General features: G+C 67.0%; 15 protein-coding genes. 5 read left to right on the top strand and 10 right to left on the bottom strand.

The features are described 5' to 3' along the window. Positions 1-4 precede the first annotated feature (4 nt). Positions 5-1,360, bottom strand: a complete 1,356-nt coding sequence (locus AC1DNC_RS05100) for an MATE family efflux transporter (protein ID WP_476861459.1) — start codon at positions 1,358-1,360, stop codon at positions 5-7. Between the two features lie 147 nt (positions 1,361-1,507). Here AC1DNC_RS05100 and AC1DNC_RS05095 point away from each other — a divergent pair, with 147 nt between their 5' ends. Next, positions 1,508-1,942 carry a DoxX family protein gene (locus AC1DNC_RS05095; protein ID WP_476861458.1) on the top strand — a complete coding sequence of 145 codons (435 nt, stop codon included), beginning with the start codon at positions 1,508-1,510 and terminating at the stop codon, positions 1,940-1,942. Positions 1,943-2,109: 167 nt separating this feature from the next. Next, positions 2,110-3,072, top strand: coding sequence for an acyl-CoA thioesterase (locus AC1DNC_RS05090; protein ID WP_476861457.1), 963 nt, complete (start codon positions 2,110-2,112; stop codon positions 3,070-3,072). A 9-nt stretch (positions 3,073-3,081) separates the two neighbouring features. Here the strand turns inward: AC1DNC_RS05090 and dnaB are convergent, their stop codons facing one another. Further along, positions 3,082-4,467: a replicative DNA helicase gene (dnaB, locus tag AC1DNC_RS05085; protein WP_476861456.1), complete on the bottom strand. Its 1,386-nt coding sequence runs from the start codon at positions 4,465-4,467 to the stop codon at positions 3,082-3,084. 721 nt (positions 4,468-5,188) lie between these two features. On the opposite strand from dnaB, the gene AC1DNC_RS05080 reads away from it, so the two are divergent. Together AC1DNC_RS05080 and AC1DNC_RS05075 are read left to right on the top strand one after the other, a co-directional pair. Continuing rightward, on the top strand, positions 5,189-5,656 hold the full coding sequence (locus AC1DNC_RS05080; RefSeq protein WP_476861455.1) for a hypothetical protein: 468 nt from the start codon (positions 5,189-5,191) through the stop codon (positions 5,654-5,656). A gap of 3 nt (positions 5,657-5,659) precedes the next feature. Next, on the top strand, positions 5,660-6,235 hold the full coding sequence (locus AC1DNC_RS05075; RefSeq protein WP_476861454.1) for a hypothetical protein: 576 nt from the start codon (positions 5,660-5,662) through the stop codon (positions 6,233-6,235). A gap of 22 nt (positions 6,236-6,257) precedes the next feature. On the opposite strand, the gene AC1DNC_RS05070 is transcribed toward AC1DNC_RS05075, so the two are convergent. The 7 genes from AC1DNC_RS05070 to rpsF form a co-directional block, all read right to left on the bottom strand. After that, complete coding sequence (locus tag AC1DNC_RS05070; RefSeq protein ID WP_476861453.1) at positions 6,258-6,686, bottom strand: TFIIB-type zinc ribbon-containing protein; 429 nt, start codon at positions 6,684-6,686, stop codon at positions 6,258-6,260. Positions 6,687-6,781: 95 nt separating this feature from the next. Beyond that, entirely contained in the window at positions 6,782-7,408 is a 627-nt protein-coding gene (locus AC1DNC_RS05065) for an FMN reductase (RefSeq protein WP_476861594.1), read from the bottom strand. Positions 7,409-7,529: 121 nt separating this feature from the next. Beyond that, on the bottom strand, positions 7,530-8,384 hold the full coding sequence (locus AC1DNC_RS05060) for a PhzF family phenazine biosynthesis protein (protein ID WP_476861452.1): 855 nt from the start codon (positions 8,382-8,384) through the stop codon (positions 7,530-7,532). 164 nt (positions 8,385-8,548) lie between these two features. Further along, positions 8,549-9,001, bottom strand: a complete 453-nt coding sequence (gene rplI / locus AC1DNC_RS05055; protein WP_175323062.1) for a 50S ribosomal protein L9 — start codon at positions 8,999-9,001, stop codon at positions 8,549-8,551. Positions 9,002-9,018: 17 nt separating this feature from the next. Next, complete coding sequence (gene rpsR / locus AC1DNC_RS05050) at positions 9,019-9,258, bottom strand: 30S ribosomal protein S18 (protein WP_003800144.1); 240 nt, start codon at positions 9,256-9,258, stop codon at positions 9,019-9,021. 125 nt (positions 9,259-9,383) lie between these two features. Next, entirely contained in the window at positions 9,384-9,956 is a 573-nt protein-coding gene (locus AC1DNC_RS05045) for a single-stranded DNA-binding protein (protein WP_476861451.1), read from the bottom strand. A 54-nt stretch (positions 9,957-10,010) separates the two neighbouring features. Beyond that, complete coding sequence (gene rpsF / locus AC1DNC_RS05040) at positions 10,011-10,316, bottom strand: 30S ribosomal protein S6 (protein WP_056736825.1); 306 nt, start codon at positions 10,314-10,316, stop codon at positions 10,011-10,013. Between the two features lie 250 nt (positions 10,317-10,566). On the opposite strand from rpsF, the gene AC1DNC_RS05035 reads away from it, so the two are divergent. Beyond that, positions 10,567-11,253 (top strand): DUF1345 domain-containing protein, encoded by a 687-nt coding sequence (locus tag AC1DNC_RS05035; protein ID WP_476861450.1) that lies wholly within the window; start codon positions 10,567-10,569, stop codon positions 11,251-11,253. Between the two features lie 7 nt (positions 11,254-11,260). Here the strand turns inward: AC1DNC_RS05035 and AC1DNC_RS05030 are convergent, their stop codons facing one another. After that, positions 11,261-12,577 (bottom strand): M18 family aminopeptidase, encoded by a 1,317-nt coding sequence (locus tag AC1DNC_RS05030; protein WP_476861449.1) that lies wholly within the window; start codon positions 12,575-12,577, stop codon positions 11,261-11,263. Positions 12,578-12,593 lie beyond the last annotated feature (16 nt).

Raw genomic sequence — 12,593 nt, 5'->3', positions numbered from 1 at the left:
TGGCTCAGTGGGCGCCGAGCAACATCCACCGGTCCGTGCGTGCCCGCAGGCCGAGCGTGACGGCGCGGGCCAGCATGTAGCCCAGCGAGAAGGCGGCCCACAGCCAGAGCAGCGCCGCACCGCCGCGGGCCCCGGAGAGCCCGACCGCCAGCAGCAGCGGCAGGTAGACGGCAAGATTCACGACGCCGGCAATCGCCAGGTACCTCGCGTCCCCGGCGCCGATCAGCACGCCGTCGAGGACGAAGACGAAGCCCGCGATCGGCTGCCCGGCGGCAAGCACCCAAAGGGCGAGCGTGAGCGCGGACTGGACCCCGGCATCGGCGGTAAACAGCTGCCCCGCCCACGGCGCGGCCGCGGCCAGGAGCAGCCCGGTCAGTACCCCGAAGCCGAGTCCCCAGCGGGTCATGGTGCCGGTGAGCTGCCTCGCCGCCGCCGGGTGCGAGGCGCCGAGTTCCTTGCCGATGAGGGCCTGGGCGGCGATTGCCAAGGCGTCGAGGGCGAAGGCCAGGAAGGTGAAGACGGTCATCGCGAGCTGGTGGGCGGCCAGGTTCACCGGCCCCTGTGCAGTGGCGACCAACACCGTGGCGAGGATCGCGATTCGCAAGCTGAGGGTCCGCAACATCAGCCAGGAGCCCACCTTGGCCAGGGCCCGGATGCCCCGCCAGTCCGGGAGCAGGGACACGCCGTGGTTGCGGGCATTGCGCTGCACCATGACGACGTAGACCAGGGCCATGGCCCACTGCGCGATGCTGGTGCCCAGGGCCGAGCCGGTGACTGAGAGCCGCAGGCCGTAGACCAGGAACAGGTTCAGCACAATGTTGGCGGTGAAGCCGGCTGCGGCCACGGCCAGCGGGGTCCGGGTGTCCTGCAGCCCGCGAAGCACTCCGGTGCCGGCGAAGATGAGCAGCATGGCCACCAGGCCCGGCATGGACCACCGCAGGTAGTCCACCGCAAAGGACCGGACCTCACCGCGCGCGCCCATCAGCTCCAGGAGCGGTTCAGCTGCGACGAACCCCGCCGCGGCCAGGACCACGCCCAGCACCAGGGCCAGCCAGACGCCATCGCGGCCGGCCGCAAGCGCCTTTGGCAGCTGGCCGTTGCCGATCGCGCGCGCCACCGCGGGGGTGGTGGAGTAGGCGAGGAACACCATCAGGCCCACCGCGGTATGCAGCACCGCCGATGCCAGCCCCACACCGGCAAGTTCGGCCACGCCCAGGTGGCCAACAATCGCCGAGTCCGCGAGCAGGAAGAGCGGCTCGGCGATCAGCGCCCCGAAGGCGGGAACGGCCAGGCGCAGGATTTCACGCCGTCGGACTGCTGGCGGCGTGAGGGTTGCGGGAGTCAGGGCGGGTGTCGGCACGGATCCACCCTAGCGGCGTCGCACGACTACGCATTAGTTGACTTTTCAACTAAAGGTGGCCAGAGTTTAAGTTGAATCTTCAACTAAAGCGGCTGACCCCTCCCATTGCCCCCAGCCCCGCTTGCCCGACGTCAGAACGGTATGCCCATGAACCAGCCCACGCTCACCACCACGGCCCGCACGATCCTGCGCCTCGTCACCGGCTTCCTTTTCGCCGCACATGGCTGGCAGAAATTCAGCGAGTTCACCATCCCCGGAACCCAGGCCGCCTTTGCCCAGATGGGCGTCCCGGCTGCCAACATCGTGGCGCCGGTTGTTGCCTCGCTGGAACTGGCCGGCGGGATCGCGCTGATCCTGGGCGTGCTCACCCGCGTGTTCGCGCTGCTGCTGGCGGTGGACATGCTGGGCGCGTTCTTCCTCGTTCATGCCCCGGCGGGAATATTCGTTGCCTCGGGAGGCTACGAACTGGTGCTCATCCTCGCCGCCGCGGCGCTGGCCGTGGCGCTGGTCGGCGCAGGCAAGGTCTCAGTGGACGGAGCCCTCTTCGGCCGCTCCGGCTCCAAGCTCAGCGCCTTGGCCTAGGAACCGCTACTCCAAAGCGTTCGACGGCGGGCGGTCACCTTCGGGTGGCCGCCCGCCGTCGTCTCCGGCAGCGGGGCGGGTGCGGGTGGCGCCGTGTGTGGCGGCCGGCGCCGGCTTTGTGTCATCACCCCGCGCCCGTTCGCCGCTCCCTCAGTACACTCGCTTCCATGAGTGAGACTTCCGCCAACGCCGTCACCCTGCGCTTTCTGGCCGCGCCCACGGACGTGGGCCACAGCGGCTCGGTGGACGCCGGGACAGTCCTGGAATGGGTGGACAAGGCGGCCTACGCGGCCGCCGTCGGCTGGGCCAAGTCCTATTGCGTGACCGCCTACGTGGGGAACATCCACTTCGCGGATCCGGTCAACAGCGGCGACATGGTCGAAGTAACCGCCACCATCGTCTACACCGGCCGGTCCTCGATGCACATCCGCACCGTGGTCTCCTCCGGCGATCCCAAGGGCGGACCGGCCACGATGCGCAGCCAGTGCCTGGTGATCTTCGTGGCAGTGGGCGAGGACGGCAAGCCGATTCCCGTGCCGCAGTTTGAACCGCGGACTCCGGCGGAAGTCGAAGAGCGGGAGCACGCACTGGCGAGGATCAAGGTCCGCGAGGACATTGTCGAGGCCATGAGCGGGCAGGAGTACACCGACGCCGGCACCGCCGAGCGCGTGACGTTGCGGTTCATGGCCGCCCCCACGGATGTGAACTGGGGTGGCAAGGTTCATGGCGGAATCGTCATGAAGTGGATCGACGAGGCTGCCTACGTCTGCGCCTCGCGCTACTGCGGCATGGACACCGTGGCGGTTTTTTCCGGCGGCGTCCGGTTCTACCGGCCGCTGCTGATCGGCCACCTGGTGGAGGTGGAGGCCCGGCTGGTCTACACGGGGACGAAGGGCATGCACATCGCCGTCCACGTCCGTTCCGGGGATCCCAAGGGGCACGAGCTCAACCTCACCACGTACTGCCTGACCGTGATGGTGGCCCGCGATGAGAGCGGCACCTCAGTTCCGATCCCGCAATGGGTGCCGGTCTCCGAGGAGGACAAACGGCTGCACGCCCACGCGCGCGAGCTGCTCGAGATCCGGGGCAAGGCGCCGGGAAACCGGCTGCCCAACCACCTGCTCCAGTAGCCCGCTCCTTTAGAAGCCGCCTCCGCCGGCTGCGTCCCCCGCCATATTGGCGAAGCGGGAGTAGTGTCCCTGGAACGCAACCACGATGTCCTTGGTGGGGCCGTTACGGTGCTTGGCGATGAGGATGTCCGCCTCGCCGGCGCGCGGGGATTCCTTGTCGTAGACGTCCTCGCGGTGCAGCAGGATGACCATGTCGGCGTCCTGCTCGATGGAACCCGACTCACGGAGGTCGGAGACCATGGGGCGCTTGTCCTGGCGCTGCTCGGAGCCACGGTTCAGCTGCGACAAGGCGATCACCGGAACCTGGAGTTCCTTGGCCAGCAGCTTCAGGGCGCGGGAGAATTCCGAAACTTCCTGCTGGCGCGATTCAACCTTCTTACCCGAGCTCATGAGCTGCAGGTAGTCGAGGATGACCAGCTTGAGGTCGTGCTGCTGCTTCAGCCGGCGGCACTTGGCGCGGATTTCCATCAGCGACATGTTGGGGCTGTCGTCGATGAACAGCGGGGCGTCGTTCATCCGGCCCATGGTGGTGGCGATCTTGGACCACTGCTCGTCCTTGATGGTGCCCTTGCGGAGGTCCTGCAGGCCGATCGTGGCCTCCGCGGACAGCAGGCGCATCGCGATCTCGTTCCGGCCCATTTCGAGGGAGAACATGACGGTGGCAAGGTTGTTCTTGATCGCCGCGGAACGGGCGAAGTCGAGGGCAAAGGTGGACTTACCGACGGCGGGGCGCGCGGCGATGACGATCATCTGCCCGGGGTGCAGGCCATGGGTCAGCTCGTCGAGCTCGTAGAACCCGGTGGGGACACCCACCATGCCTTCGCCGCGGTGTCCGGACGCTTCGATTTCGTCCACGGTCGATTCCATGACGTCCTTGAGGACGACGTAGTCCTCGGCGGTGCGTCGTTCGGCCACGGCGTAAACCTCGGCCTGGGCCTGGTTGACCAGGTCCTCCACCTCGCCGTCCTGCCCGTAGCCGAGCTGGACGATCTTGGTGCCGGCGTTGACCAACCGGCGCAGGACGGCCCGTTCTGCCACGATTTCGGCATAGTAGCCGGCGTTTGCGGCGGTGGGTACGGTCTGAATCAGCTCGTGGAGGTAGGCCGGGCCGCCGATCCGGTTGATTTCGCCGCGCTTGGTCAGCTCATCCGAGACGGTGACGGCATCGGCGGGTTCACCGCGGCCATACAGGTCGATGATGGCTTCATAGATGGTCTCGTGCGCCGGGCGGTAGAAGTCCTGGCCGCGGAGGATCTCGACGACGTCCGCAATCGCATCCTTGGAGAGCATCATGCCGCCCAGCACGGACTGCTCCGCCGGGATGTCCTGCGGCGGCTTGCGGCTGCCTTCGGCTCCCCGAGTGCCCTCGACCGAGTCCAGATGCGTAACTGACAAAACTGCCGTCCTTCATTGTGTGCCGGCGGAAAATTTTCCACCGGCGGCCCTGAGGCCATGTGTTGTACTGCCGTGCTGAGTTGTACTGCCGTGCCGTGTTGTTGCCGTGCTGCGTTAGTGCCCTGCCGTGTTGCTGCCTTGCCCGGGGGCTGCCGCGCACTATGGGCGCCGTTCCGGGGCGGGGCCGCCCGGGTGGTCCGGCTGGCCTCCCTTGCATCAGTTCTAGCGCCAGCGACCGACATTTTGTCCCGCACCCGGAGGTGGTGACGCCCCGGCGCCGGGGTGGCCTGCACGCTGCGGCGGCGTCCAGATACCGGTGCCGCCAACGAGGTCTCCCGCTACGTTATCCCCCGATTCGGCCCGCACCAACCCGCCCTACCGGCCTTCCTGTGGATAACTTGTGGACTAATCCCCCCAGCTTGTGCACAGCCTGTGGGAACCCCTGTGGATAGAACAAATTTTTCATCCCAGATAGGCCTCTGACGTGCGGAAACGTAGGAATTTTCCTGTGGATGAAAAAGAATTCTTCACAAGGTTCATCCACAGCTTGCAGCCCGCGGCTGGGGATAGTGCGGAGTTTGAGGGCCACAGAACGGCTCAAATATGCGAATTATGTGATGCTCGCCACTCGGAGAGGGGCGAATTGACGGACTTCGTCGCGGCTTGTATGCGGGACCCAGAATATGCTGTGGATAACTGTTATCTGGCATAAGCTGTGGCCATGGGCGATGTCTTGATAGTCATACTGCCTGCCCTCATCCTCGCTGGCGTGCTGTGGGCGGTCTCAGCGGCACTGAAACCGCGCAATTTCGGCATCTCCGATGCGGAGCGCTACCAACTGGAACTGGCCATGCGATCCCGCGCCCACTACGAGGCTCAGGTCAAGGCAGCCACGGCGGCCCGCGCCCGGGTGGATGCAGCCACCCGCCCAAGCCAGAACGAACAGCAGCAGTCCCAGCAGGCCGAGCACGCCCGCGCGGCCTCGCAGGGCAGCGGCAGTGCCTTCAGCGACCGGAGCCAGCCTGGCTACCCCGGCGCGGTCCTGCCCGGCGGCCAGTTGAACCCCCAGTTCACGCTCCAACTGCAGTCCCTGGCCCGGTCCGGCCACAAGGTTCAGGCTATTAAGCTGCTGCGCCAGGCCACGAACACAGATCTTTTGACCGCTAAGAATTACGTAGATCGGCTGTAGTCCATGGAAGCCCTGCTAGTCCCCCTCCTGATCCTCGTGCTCGTCGGCCTCGGCGTCGCACTTGCCGCCCGCGCCATCGGGCGACGCCGGCCGCGCACGCCGCAGGACGCGGCCCCTCAGCCCGTCCGGAACTCGACCGAGCTCGCCCGCGCCGCGGCGGCCCGGCTGGACCAGGAGCAACACCGGCGCCTGTACGCCCTGATCGCCCAGGGGCAGGCGATGGCCGCGATCAAGCTGTACCTGGAAGCCACCGGCGAGGGACTTCGCGCGTCGCGGGACGCAGTAGGGGCCCTGGCTGCGCACCCCCAGCCGTATCGGCCCCCGCAGGCGCCCGAGCAGCCCGCGCACGACGACGATGACGACGCCCCGCAGCGCTTTTCATACCGGTACCGCGCGATCGCCAGCAAAGGCGATGTCACGCGCGAGGTGAGCAGCAACATGCTGAACGACGAGATCTACGGACGGATCCGCACGCTGGCCAAGAGCGGCGACACGGAGGCGGCGGCAGCCACGCTCACCCGCCACTCGGACATCTCGCTCAAGCAGGCCCGGGAGTTCATCGCCCTGCTCGAAGATTAGGCGCAGTCCCGGCCGGGCGGCACTAGAAGTCGAACAGCTCGCCCAGCCAGCCTTCCTTCTTCTTGGGCCGGCGGCGGTCATCGTAGCGGGGCTGGTCATAGCGGGGACGGTCCCGGCGTTCGTCGTGGCGGCGATCGTCGTAGCGGCGTTCATCCGGCCTGCGGTCGTCCCGGCGCGGGTTCGGGGCGTGAAGAGGCGGGATGTGAAGAGGCGGGGTGTAGAGCGGCGGCGGGATGTGTCCCGGCGGGGTCGGCGCCGGGGCAGGGGTCGCTGCGGCAGCGGACCCGGCGGAGGCGCCGGCGGAGGCGCCGAAGCCCTCCGCCGCACGGTCGATGATCTTGTCGAGCTCGCCGCGGTCCAGCCACACGCCACGGCATTGCGGGCAGTAATCGATCTCCACGCCGCTTCGTTCGCTCATTACCAGGTCTACGGAATCCACAGGGCATTTCATGTCCCGAACAACGAACCCCGCGCAGAATTAGTTCGGGCCGGAGCGCTGGGCAGGCACGGGCCGGCCCGCGTCAGCCGCCCCAGCGGCAGCGGGTCCTAGCTGCGGCCGGAGATCCCCGCGAGCAGCTGCTCAAACGGCAACGACTCCAGCGGGGCCTGCTGCGGCCGCGGCTGAGCGCCGTCGAGCAGGGCGGTGAACTCCCCCGCCGCCCGCTCAACCCTCGCGGAGAGCGGTGAAGCGCCGTCGCCCGCCGTTCCCCAGTCCTGCGGGCCGGCGAAGACGCCGGTGGCCGCCATCCGGGTGCGGAGGTAGCTGAAAAGCGGACGCATTGCGTAGTCCAGCACCATTTGATGACGGTCGGTGCCCCCGGTGGCGCCCAGCAGGACGGCTTTGCCCTCGAGTGACTTGGGATCCAGCACGTCGATGAAGGACTTGAAGAGCCCGCTGTACGACGCGCTGAAGACGGGGCTGACCGCGATGATGCCATCAGAGGCTTCCACGCCGGCGATCACCTCGGCCAGGCGGGGCGCAGCGTAGCCGGTTACAAAGTTGTGGGCGATCTCAACGGCCAGGTCACGCAGCTCGACGACGTCGACCGTCACGGCATGGCCCGCCGCGGCGAGCTGGCGTTCGGCGGAAGCGGCCAGTTGGTCCGCGAGCAGGCGGCTCGACGACGGTACGCCGAGTCCGGCGGAGATAACGGTAATGCGGCGGCTTTCCACGGTGTGCTCCTGTAGCTGGTCCACGGTTTCGGTATTTATATGCATTTGCATCTACCTATAGAAGCCGGGACCTGCCTGCTTTATTCCCTCCGCCGTTGCCCCCCACACTGCAGCCCGCAACTCAGAGGAGGACGAATCCCTCGATACAGCTCACGGAGTTCCCGCCGACCCAGACATCGTCACCGGTCGCCTCGATGTGGACCCGGCCGGCACGACCCAACACCGTCCCCTGAGCCGCGAGGTAGGACCCTGGCGCCCGGCCAGTACCGATCAGCCACTGAGCCGCGCCGGCGTTGAAGCTTCCGGTGACGGGGTCTTCGGCGGCCGCGTCGCCGGGGATAAAGGTGCGGACCTCGAAGTCCGGCCCGGATCCAGCGGGGTGGGGGCCGATCACGCCGACCTTGAGCCCGGCCATTGCCGGGTAGTCGGGCCTGATGGCGAGCACCCGTTCGGCGGATTCCAGCAACACCCCGATCCATTCCGGGCCGTTGACGAGCCAGGAGGCGTCCAGGAGTTCCTGCCGAGGCATCCTTAGGCCAGCCGCTATGCGGGCGAGGTCCGCCTCGGCCACCGGGCCCGAACGGGTCAGCGGCGGGGCCGCGAAGGCCAAGCGGCCGCCGTCGCGCTTCACCCGGACCAGCCCGGCAGCGCATTCCTGAACCAGCTCGCCGTCCCGCTGCGGGACGCCGCCCGCTTCAAGCCAGGCATGGGCCGAGCCGAGGGTTGGGTGGCCGGCGAAGGGAAACTCTTCGCTGCCGGTGAAGATCCTGACCCGGTAGTCGGCCCGGGGATCGGTGGGCGGCAGCAGGAATGTGGTTTCCGAGAGGTTGGTCCAGTTGGCGAACCTCTGCATGGCGTCGGCGTCGAGGCCCTCCGCGTCGAGGACGACCGCCAGCGGGTTCCCGCGGTACGGTTCGGCGGAGAAGACGTCGACCTGGGAGAAGGGGCGGAGTCGGGGTGCACTGTTCTCGGTCACTGCCGCAGGCTATCACCGGTGCCGGCTCCGCGGGCCAGGTGCGCCCAGCCCGGAGTTTGCGGCCCGGAATTATGGGCTTGGAGTTAACGCAGAAGGCCCCCGCGTCCGGCTTCCCAAGGGAATCCGAAGGCGGGGGCCTTCCGGCAGTTCAGTCAGTCCGAGGACTACTTGCCTGCAACTACGTCGAGTTCGATCACAGCGGAAACGTCGTCGTGCAGACGGACGTTCGCCTGGTAGGAACCGGTCGACTTGATGTGAGCCGGCAGTTCCACCTTGCGCTTGTCGATGCGGCCGAGGCCAGCGGCCTCAACAGCGTCGGCCACGTCGGCCTGCTTGACGGTGCCGAACAGGCGTCCGGTCTCGCCAGCCTTGACGACGAGCTTGACCGGCTTGGCCTGCAGTGCAGCGGCCTGCTTCTGAGCGTCTTCCAGGGAAGCGTGCTCGCGGGCAGCGCGGGCAGCCTTGATGGACTCAACCTGCTTCTCGCCACCCTTGGACCAGGTCAGGGCGAAGTTGCGGGGCAGCAGGTAGTTACGTGCGTAACCGTCCTTGACCTCGACAACGTCGCCAGCAGCACCGAGACCGGTTACTTCGTGGGTCAGAATGAGCTTTGCCATGTTAGTTAATCCCTTCCTTAGCCGCGGCCAGCGCCGGAGTAAGGCAGCAGAGCAACTTCGCGGGCGTTCTTGATTGCCTGTGCGATCTTGCGCTGTTCCTGCACCGTGACGCCGGTGACGCGACGGGCGCGGATCTTTCCGCGGTCGGAGATGAACTTGCGCAGCAATGCTACGTCCTTGTAGTCGATGACAGTGATGTCAGCGGCCTTCAAGGGGTTGGACTTTGGTTTGGGCTTACGGAGTTCAGCCTTAGCCATCGTGGAGCTCCTATTCGATGGAGCCCGTGGATATTGATCCACGGGATGGTGGTGATCCGCGGCGGTCGTCGCGGGGCTGCCGTGCGGCTGCCTCGCGGGTCCCGACGTCGGACCTTAGATGTTGTTTAGAAGGGAGGTTCGGAATCCGGGCCGTTGCCCCAGCCGCCGCCAGCGTTGCTGACCCCGGGCGTGGCCCAGGGATCGTCCTGCTGTGCGGGCTGGTTGCCGCCCCAGTTTCCGCCGGAGTTGCCGCCCTGGTTTCCACCAGAGTTGCCCCCGAAACCGCCGCTGTTGCCGCCGCCGAAGCCGCCCTGTCCACCCTGTCCGCCGGAGCGCTGGGTGCGGTTGACCTTGGCATTGGCGTAGCGCAGGCTGGGGCCGATTTCGTCGACCTCAAGCTCGATAACGGTGCGCTTCTCGCCTTCCTTGGTTTCGTAGGAACGGCTCTTCAGGCGGCCGGAAACGATCACGCGCATGCCCTTGGTCAGGGACTCGGCGACGTTTTCGGCTGCTTCGCGCCATACCGATGCGCGGAGGAACAGGGTTTCCCCGTCCTTCCACTCATTGGACTGGCGGTCGAAAGTGCGGGGCGTAGAAGCGATGGTGAAGTTCGCTACTGCCGAACCTGACGGTGTGAACCTCAGTTCGGGGTCATTGGTGAGATTACCGATGACCGTAATAGTGGTTTCGCCTGCCATCTACTGCCTCCTTGTTCGTTCCTGCGGGGTTAAAGATTGAAGGGTGGAGCTGAATTACTCAGCAACGACCTTCTGCTCTTCGGGGCGGGTGATCTTGGTGCGCATGATGGTCTCATTGAGACTCAGCTGGCGGTCAAGTTCCTTGGCGGTAGCCGGCTCAGCGGTGAAGTTCACCACGGCGTAGATACCTTCGGACTTCTTCTGGATTTCGTAAGCCAGTCGACGGCGGCCCCAGATGTCAACCTTTTCGATGGTTCCACCATCGTTGGTGATGACGTTCAGGAACTTCTGAAGCGACGGCTCAACGGTACGCTCTTCGACCTCGGGGTCGATGATTACCATCAATTCGTAAGGACGCATATGTGAACCCACCTCCTTTGGGCTAAGCGGTTACGGCATTTCCGTAACAGGAGGTTCATTTGCGGTGCTTGTGCCTTGCATTGCCCCCCGGAACGGAGGCAGGACGCAGCACAGACTTCAATAGCTTAGTGCATCCGGGCCGGTTTCAGCGATTTTCTCCACCGCCACCTTAGATTCCGCGGCGCCGCGCGCGAAAGCTTCCCGGCACCGTTGTGGATAACGGCACGGACGCTTGTGCCATGATCGGGGAATGAGCACCGGGTCCACCTCGCATCCCCTCACTTCTCCAGTCCACCGCAGCCGGCTGCGCTTCGCTGTGATGCTGCTGGCGGGGCTGCTCGCCGCCGTGGCTTCAGGCCTGTCCGGCCATTGGGTGGAGGCCCCGGCCATCGGCTGGAGCAGTGCCGCCCTCACCTACGTGCTCTGGGTCTGGATTGTGATCGGCCCGCTGGACGCCGCCGAGACCCGGGGCCACGCCACCAACGAAGATCCGTCCCGCCGGGTGACGGATCTGATGATCCTCGCCGCCAATGTCGCGAGCCTGGCGGCCGTGGCCGCCGTCGTGCTCGACTCGCACGCGAACAGCGGCGGCTCCCGCCTCGGCGGCGGCCTGCTGGCCCTGGCCTCCGTGGCACTGTCCTGGATGCTGGTGCAGACGCTCTTTACGGTCCGGTACGCCGGGCTCTACTACAGCACGGAGCCGCGGGCCGGGGCGGCGGTGGGCGGCATCGACTTCAACCAGGACGAGCCGCCGCAGTACACCGACTTCGCGTACCTTGCCACCAGCCTGGGCATGACCTACCAGGTGTCGGACACCGCCCTGAAAAACCATGCGATCCGGGCCGAGGCGCTCAAGCACAGCCTGTTGTCCTACCTGTTCGGCACCGTCATCCTGGCCGCCACCATCAACCTCGTGATCGGCCTCGCCGCCTCCTAGGAGGGAGCTACGCAGCCGTCCGGAAGAACAGCTCCGTGACCGTTGCCAGCCGGTGCGGGTCCTCGACGCCGCACAGCTCGCGGGCCGAGTGCATCGAGAGCAGCGGCACGCCGACGTCGACCGTCCGGATCCCCAGCCGGGTGGCGGTCAGCGGGCCGATCGTCGAGCCGCAGGGCATTACGTTGTTGGAGACGAACTCCTGGTACGGGATCCCGGCGTCGGTGCAGAGCCTCGCCCACAGTGCCGCGCCGGCCGCATCCGTGGCGTAGCGCTGGTTGGCGTTGATCTTAAGCAACGGACCGCCGTTCAGTGCGGGGCGGTTGGCCGGGTCGTGGCGTTCGGCGTAGTTCGGGTGCACAGCGTGGCCGGCGTCGGCCGAAACGCAGAACGACGCCGCGAACGCCTGCCGCCGCTGGCTCGCCGTCGCGCCCAGCCCGTCGGAAATCCGGACCAGGATGTCCTCGAGAACCGGGCCGCAGGCACCGGAGCGCGAGGCGGAGCCGATTTCCTCGTGGTCGAAGGCGGCCAGCACGGCGATCGGACCGTCCGCCGGCACCTCACTGTCGGCGTGCGCGATCAGTGCGGCGAGGCCGGCATGCGTGGCGGAAAGGTTGTCGAGGCGCCCCGAGGCGAAGAACTCACCCTTTGCGCCGAAGACCGCGGGTGCCTGCGTGTCGGCGACGACGACGTCGTAGCCGCCGATCTGCGCTGGATCCACCGTGGCCCCGGGCACCCGAGCCGCCAGCAGGCCCAGGACGTCCGCGTCGGCCGGGTCGCCCAGACCGAAGACCGGGTTCATGTGCTGTTGCTTGTCCAGGGCCAGGCCCTCGTTGACGGCGCGGTCCAGGTGGATGGCCAATTGCGGGAAGCGCAGCAGCGGGCCGGTGGCGGTCAGGTGCTGGGTGCCGTCCAGCATCACCAGGCGGCCGGCGAGCTGGAGTTCGCGGTCCAGCCAGGAGTTCAGCAGGGGACCGCCGTAGACCTCGACGCCGGCCTGCAGCCAGCCGAACTTGCCGGTGGTGGGCTTGGGCTTGAGCTTGAAGGACGGGGAGTCCGTGTGCGCGCCAAGGATGTTGAAGCCGGTGGTGGGCCCGGCGCCGGTAGGAGTCACCCAGGCGATCAGGGCGCCGTCGCGGATCACGTAGTGCTTGCCGGCCGACCCTGTTTCGGCGTCGTTCCACTGCTGCAGTTCGTCGAGGGCGGTGAAACCCGCTTCGTCCAGCCGCCGGGCGGCCTCGTGGACGGCGTGGAAGCTCGACGGCGACGCGCTGACATACGCGCCGAGGTCCTGGATGTGGTCTGCGGCTGTGGCGGAGGAAGGCATGGCTCCGAGTCTAGCG

The organism is Arthrobacter sp. 01N442 (assembly GCF_056399345.1).
Note: the sequence above shows the minus strand (reverse complement) of the source record. Positions and strands in the feature narration are given on the sequence as shown.

What these genes read in the sequence shown, in the direction of transcription:
- AC1DNC_RS05095 (WP_476861458.1), top strand. Translation starts at nt 1,508, where the DNA reads ATGAACCAGCCCACGCTCACCACCACGGCCCGCACGATCCTGCGCCTC.
- AC1DNC_RS05090 (WP_476861457.1), top strand. Translation starts at nt 2,110, where the DNA reads ATGAGTGAGACTTCCGCCAACGCCGTCACCCTGCGCTTTCTGGCCGCG.
- AC1DNC_RS05080 (WP_476861455.1), top strand. Translation starts at nt 5,189, where the DNA reads ATGGGCGATGTCTTGATAGTCATACTGCCTGCCCTCATCCTCGCTGGC.
- AC1DNC_RS05075 (WP_476861454.1), top strand. Translation starts at nt 5,660, where the DNA reads ATGGAAGCCCTGCTAGTCCCCCTCCTGATCCTCGTGCTCGTCGGCCTC.
- AC1DNC_RS05070 (WP_476861453.1), bottom strand. Translation starts at nt 6,686, where the DNA reads ATGAAATGCCCTGTGGATTCCGTAGACCTGGTAATGAGCGAACGAAGC.
- rplI (WP_175323062.1), bottom strand. Translation starts at nt 9,001, where the DNA reads ATGGCAAAGCTCATTCTGACCCACGAAGTAACCGGTCTCGGTGCTGCT.
- rpsR (WP_003800144.1), bottom strand. Translation starts at nt 9,258, where the DNA reads ATGGCTAAGGCTGAACTCCGTAAGCCCAAACCAAAGTCCAACCCCTTG.
- AC1DNC_RS05045 (WP_476861451.1), bottom strand. Translation starts at nt 9,956, where the DNA reads ATGGCAGGCGAAACCACTATTACGGTCATCGGTAATCTCACCAATGAC.
- rpsF (WP_056736825.1), bottom strand. Translation starts at nt 10,316, where the DNA reads ATGCGTCCTTACGAATTGATGGTAATCATCGACCCCGAGGTCGAAGAG.
- AC1DNC_RS05035 (WP_476861450.1), top strand. Translation starts at nt 10,567, where the DNA reads ATGAGCACCGGGTCCACCTCGCATCCCCTCACTTCTCCAGTCCACCGC.
- AC1DNC_RS05030 (WP_476861449.1), bottom strand. Translation starts at nt 12,577, where the DNA reads ATGCCTTCCTCCGCCACAGCCGCAGACCACATCCAGGACCTCGGCGCG.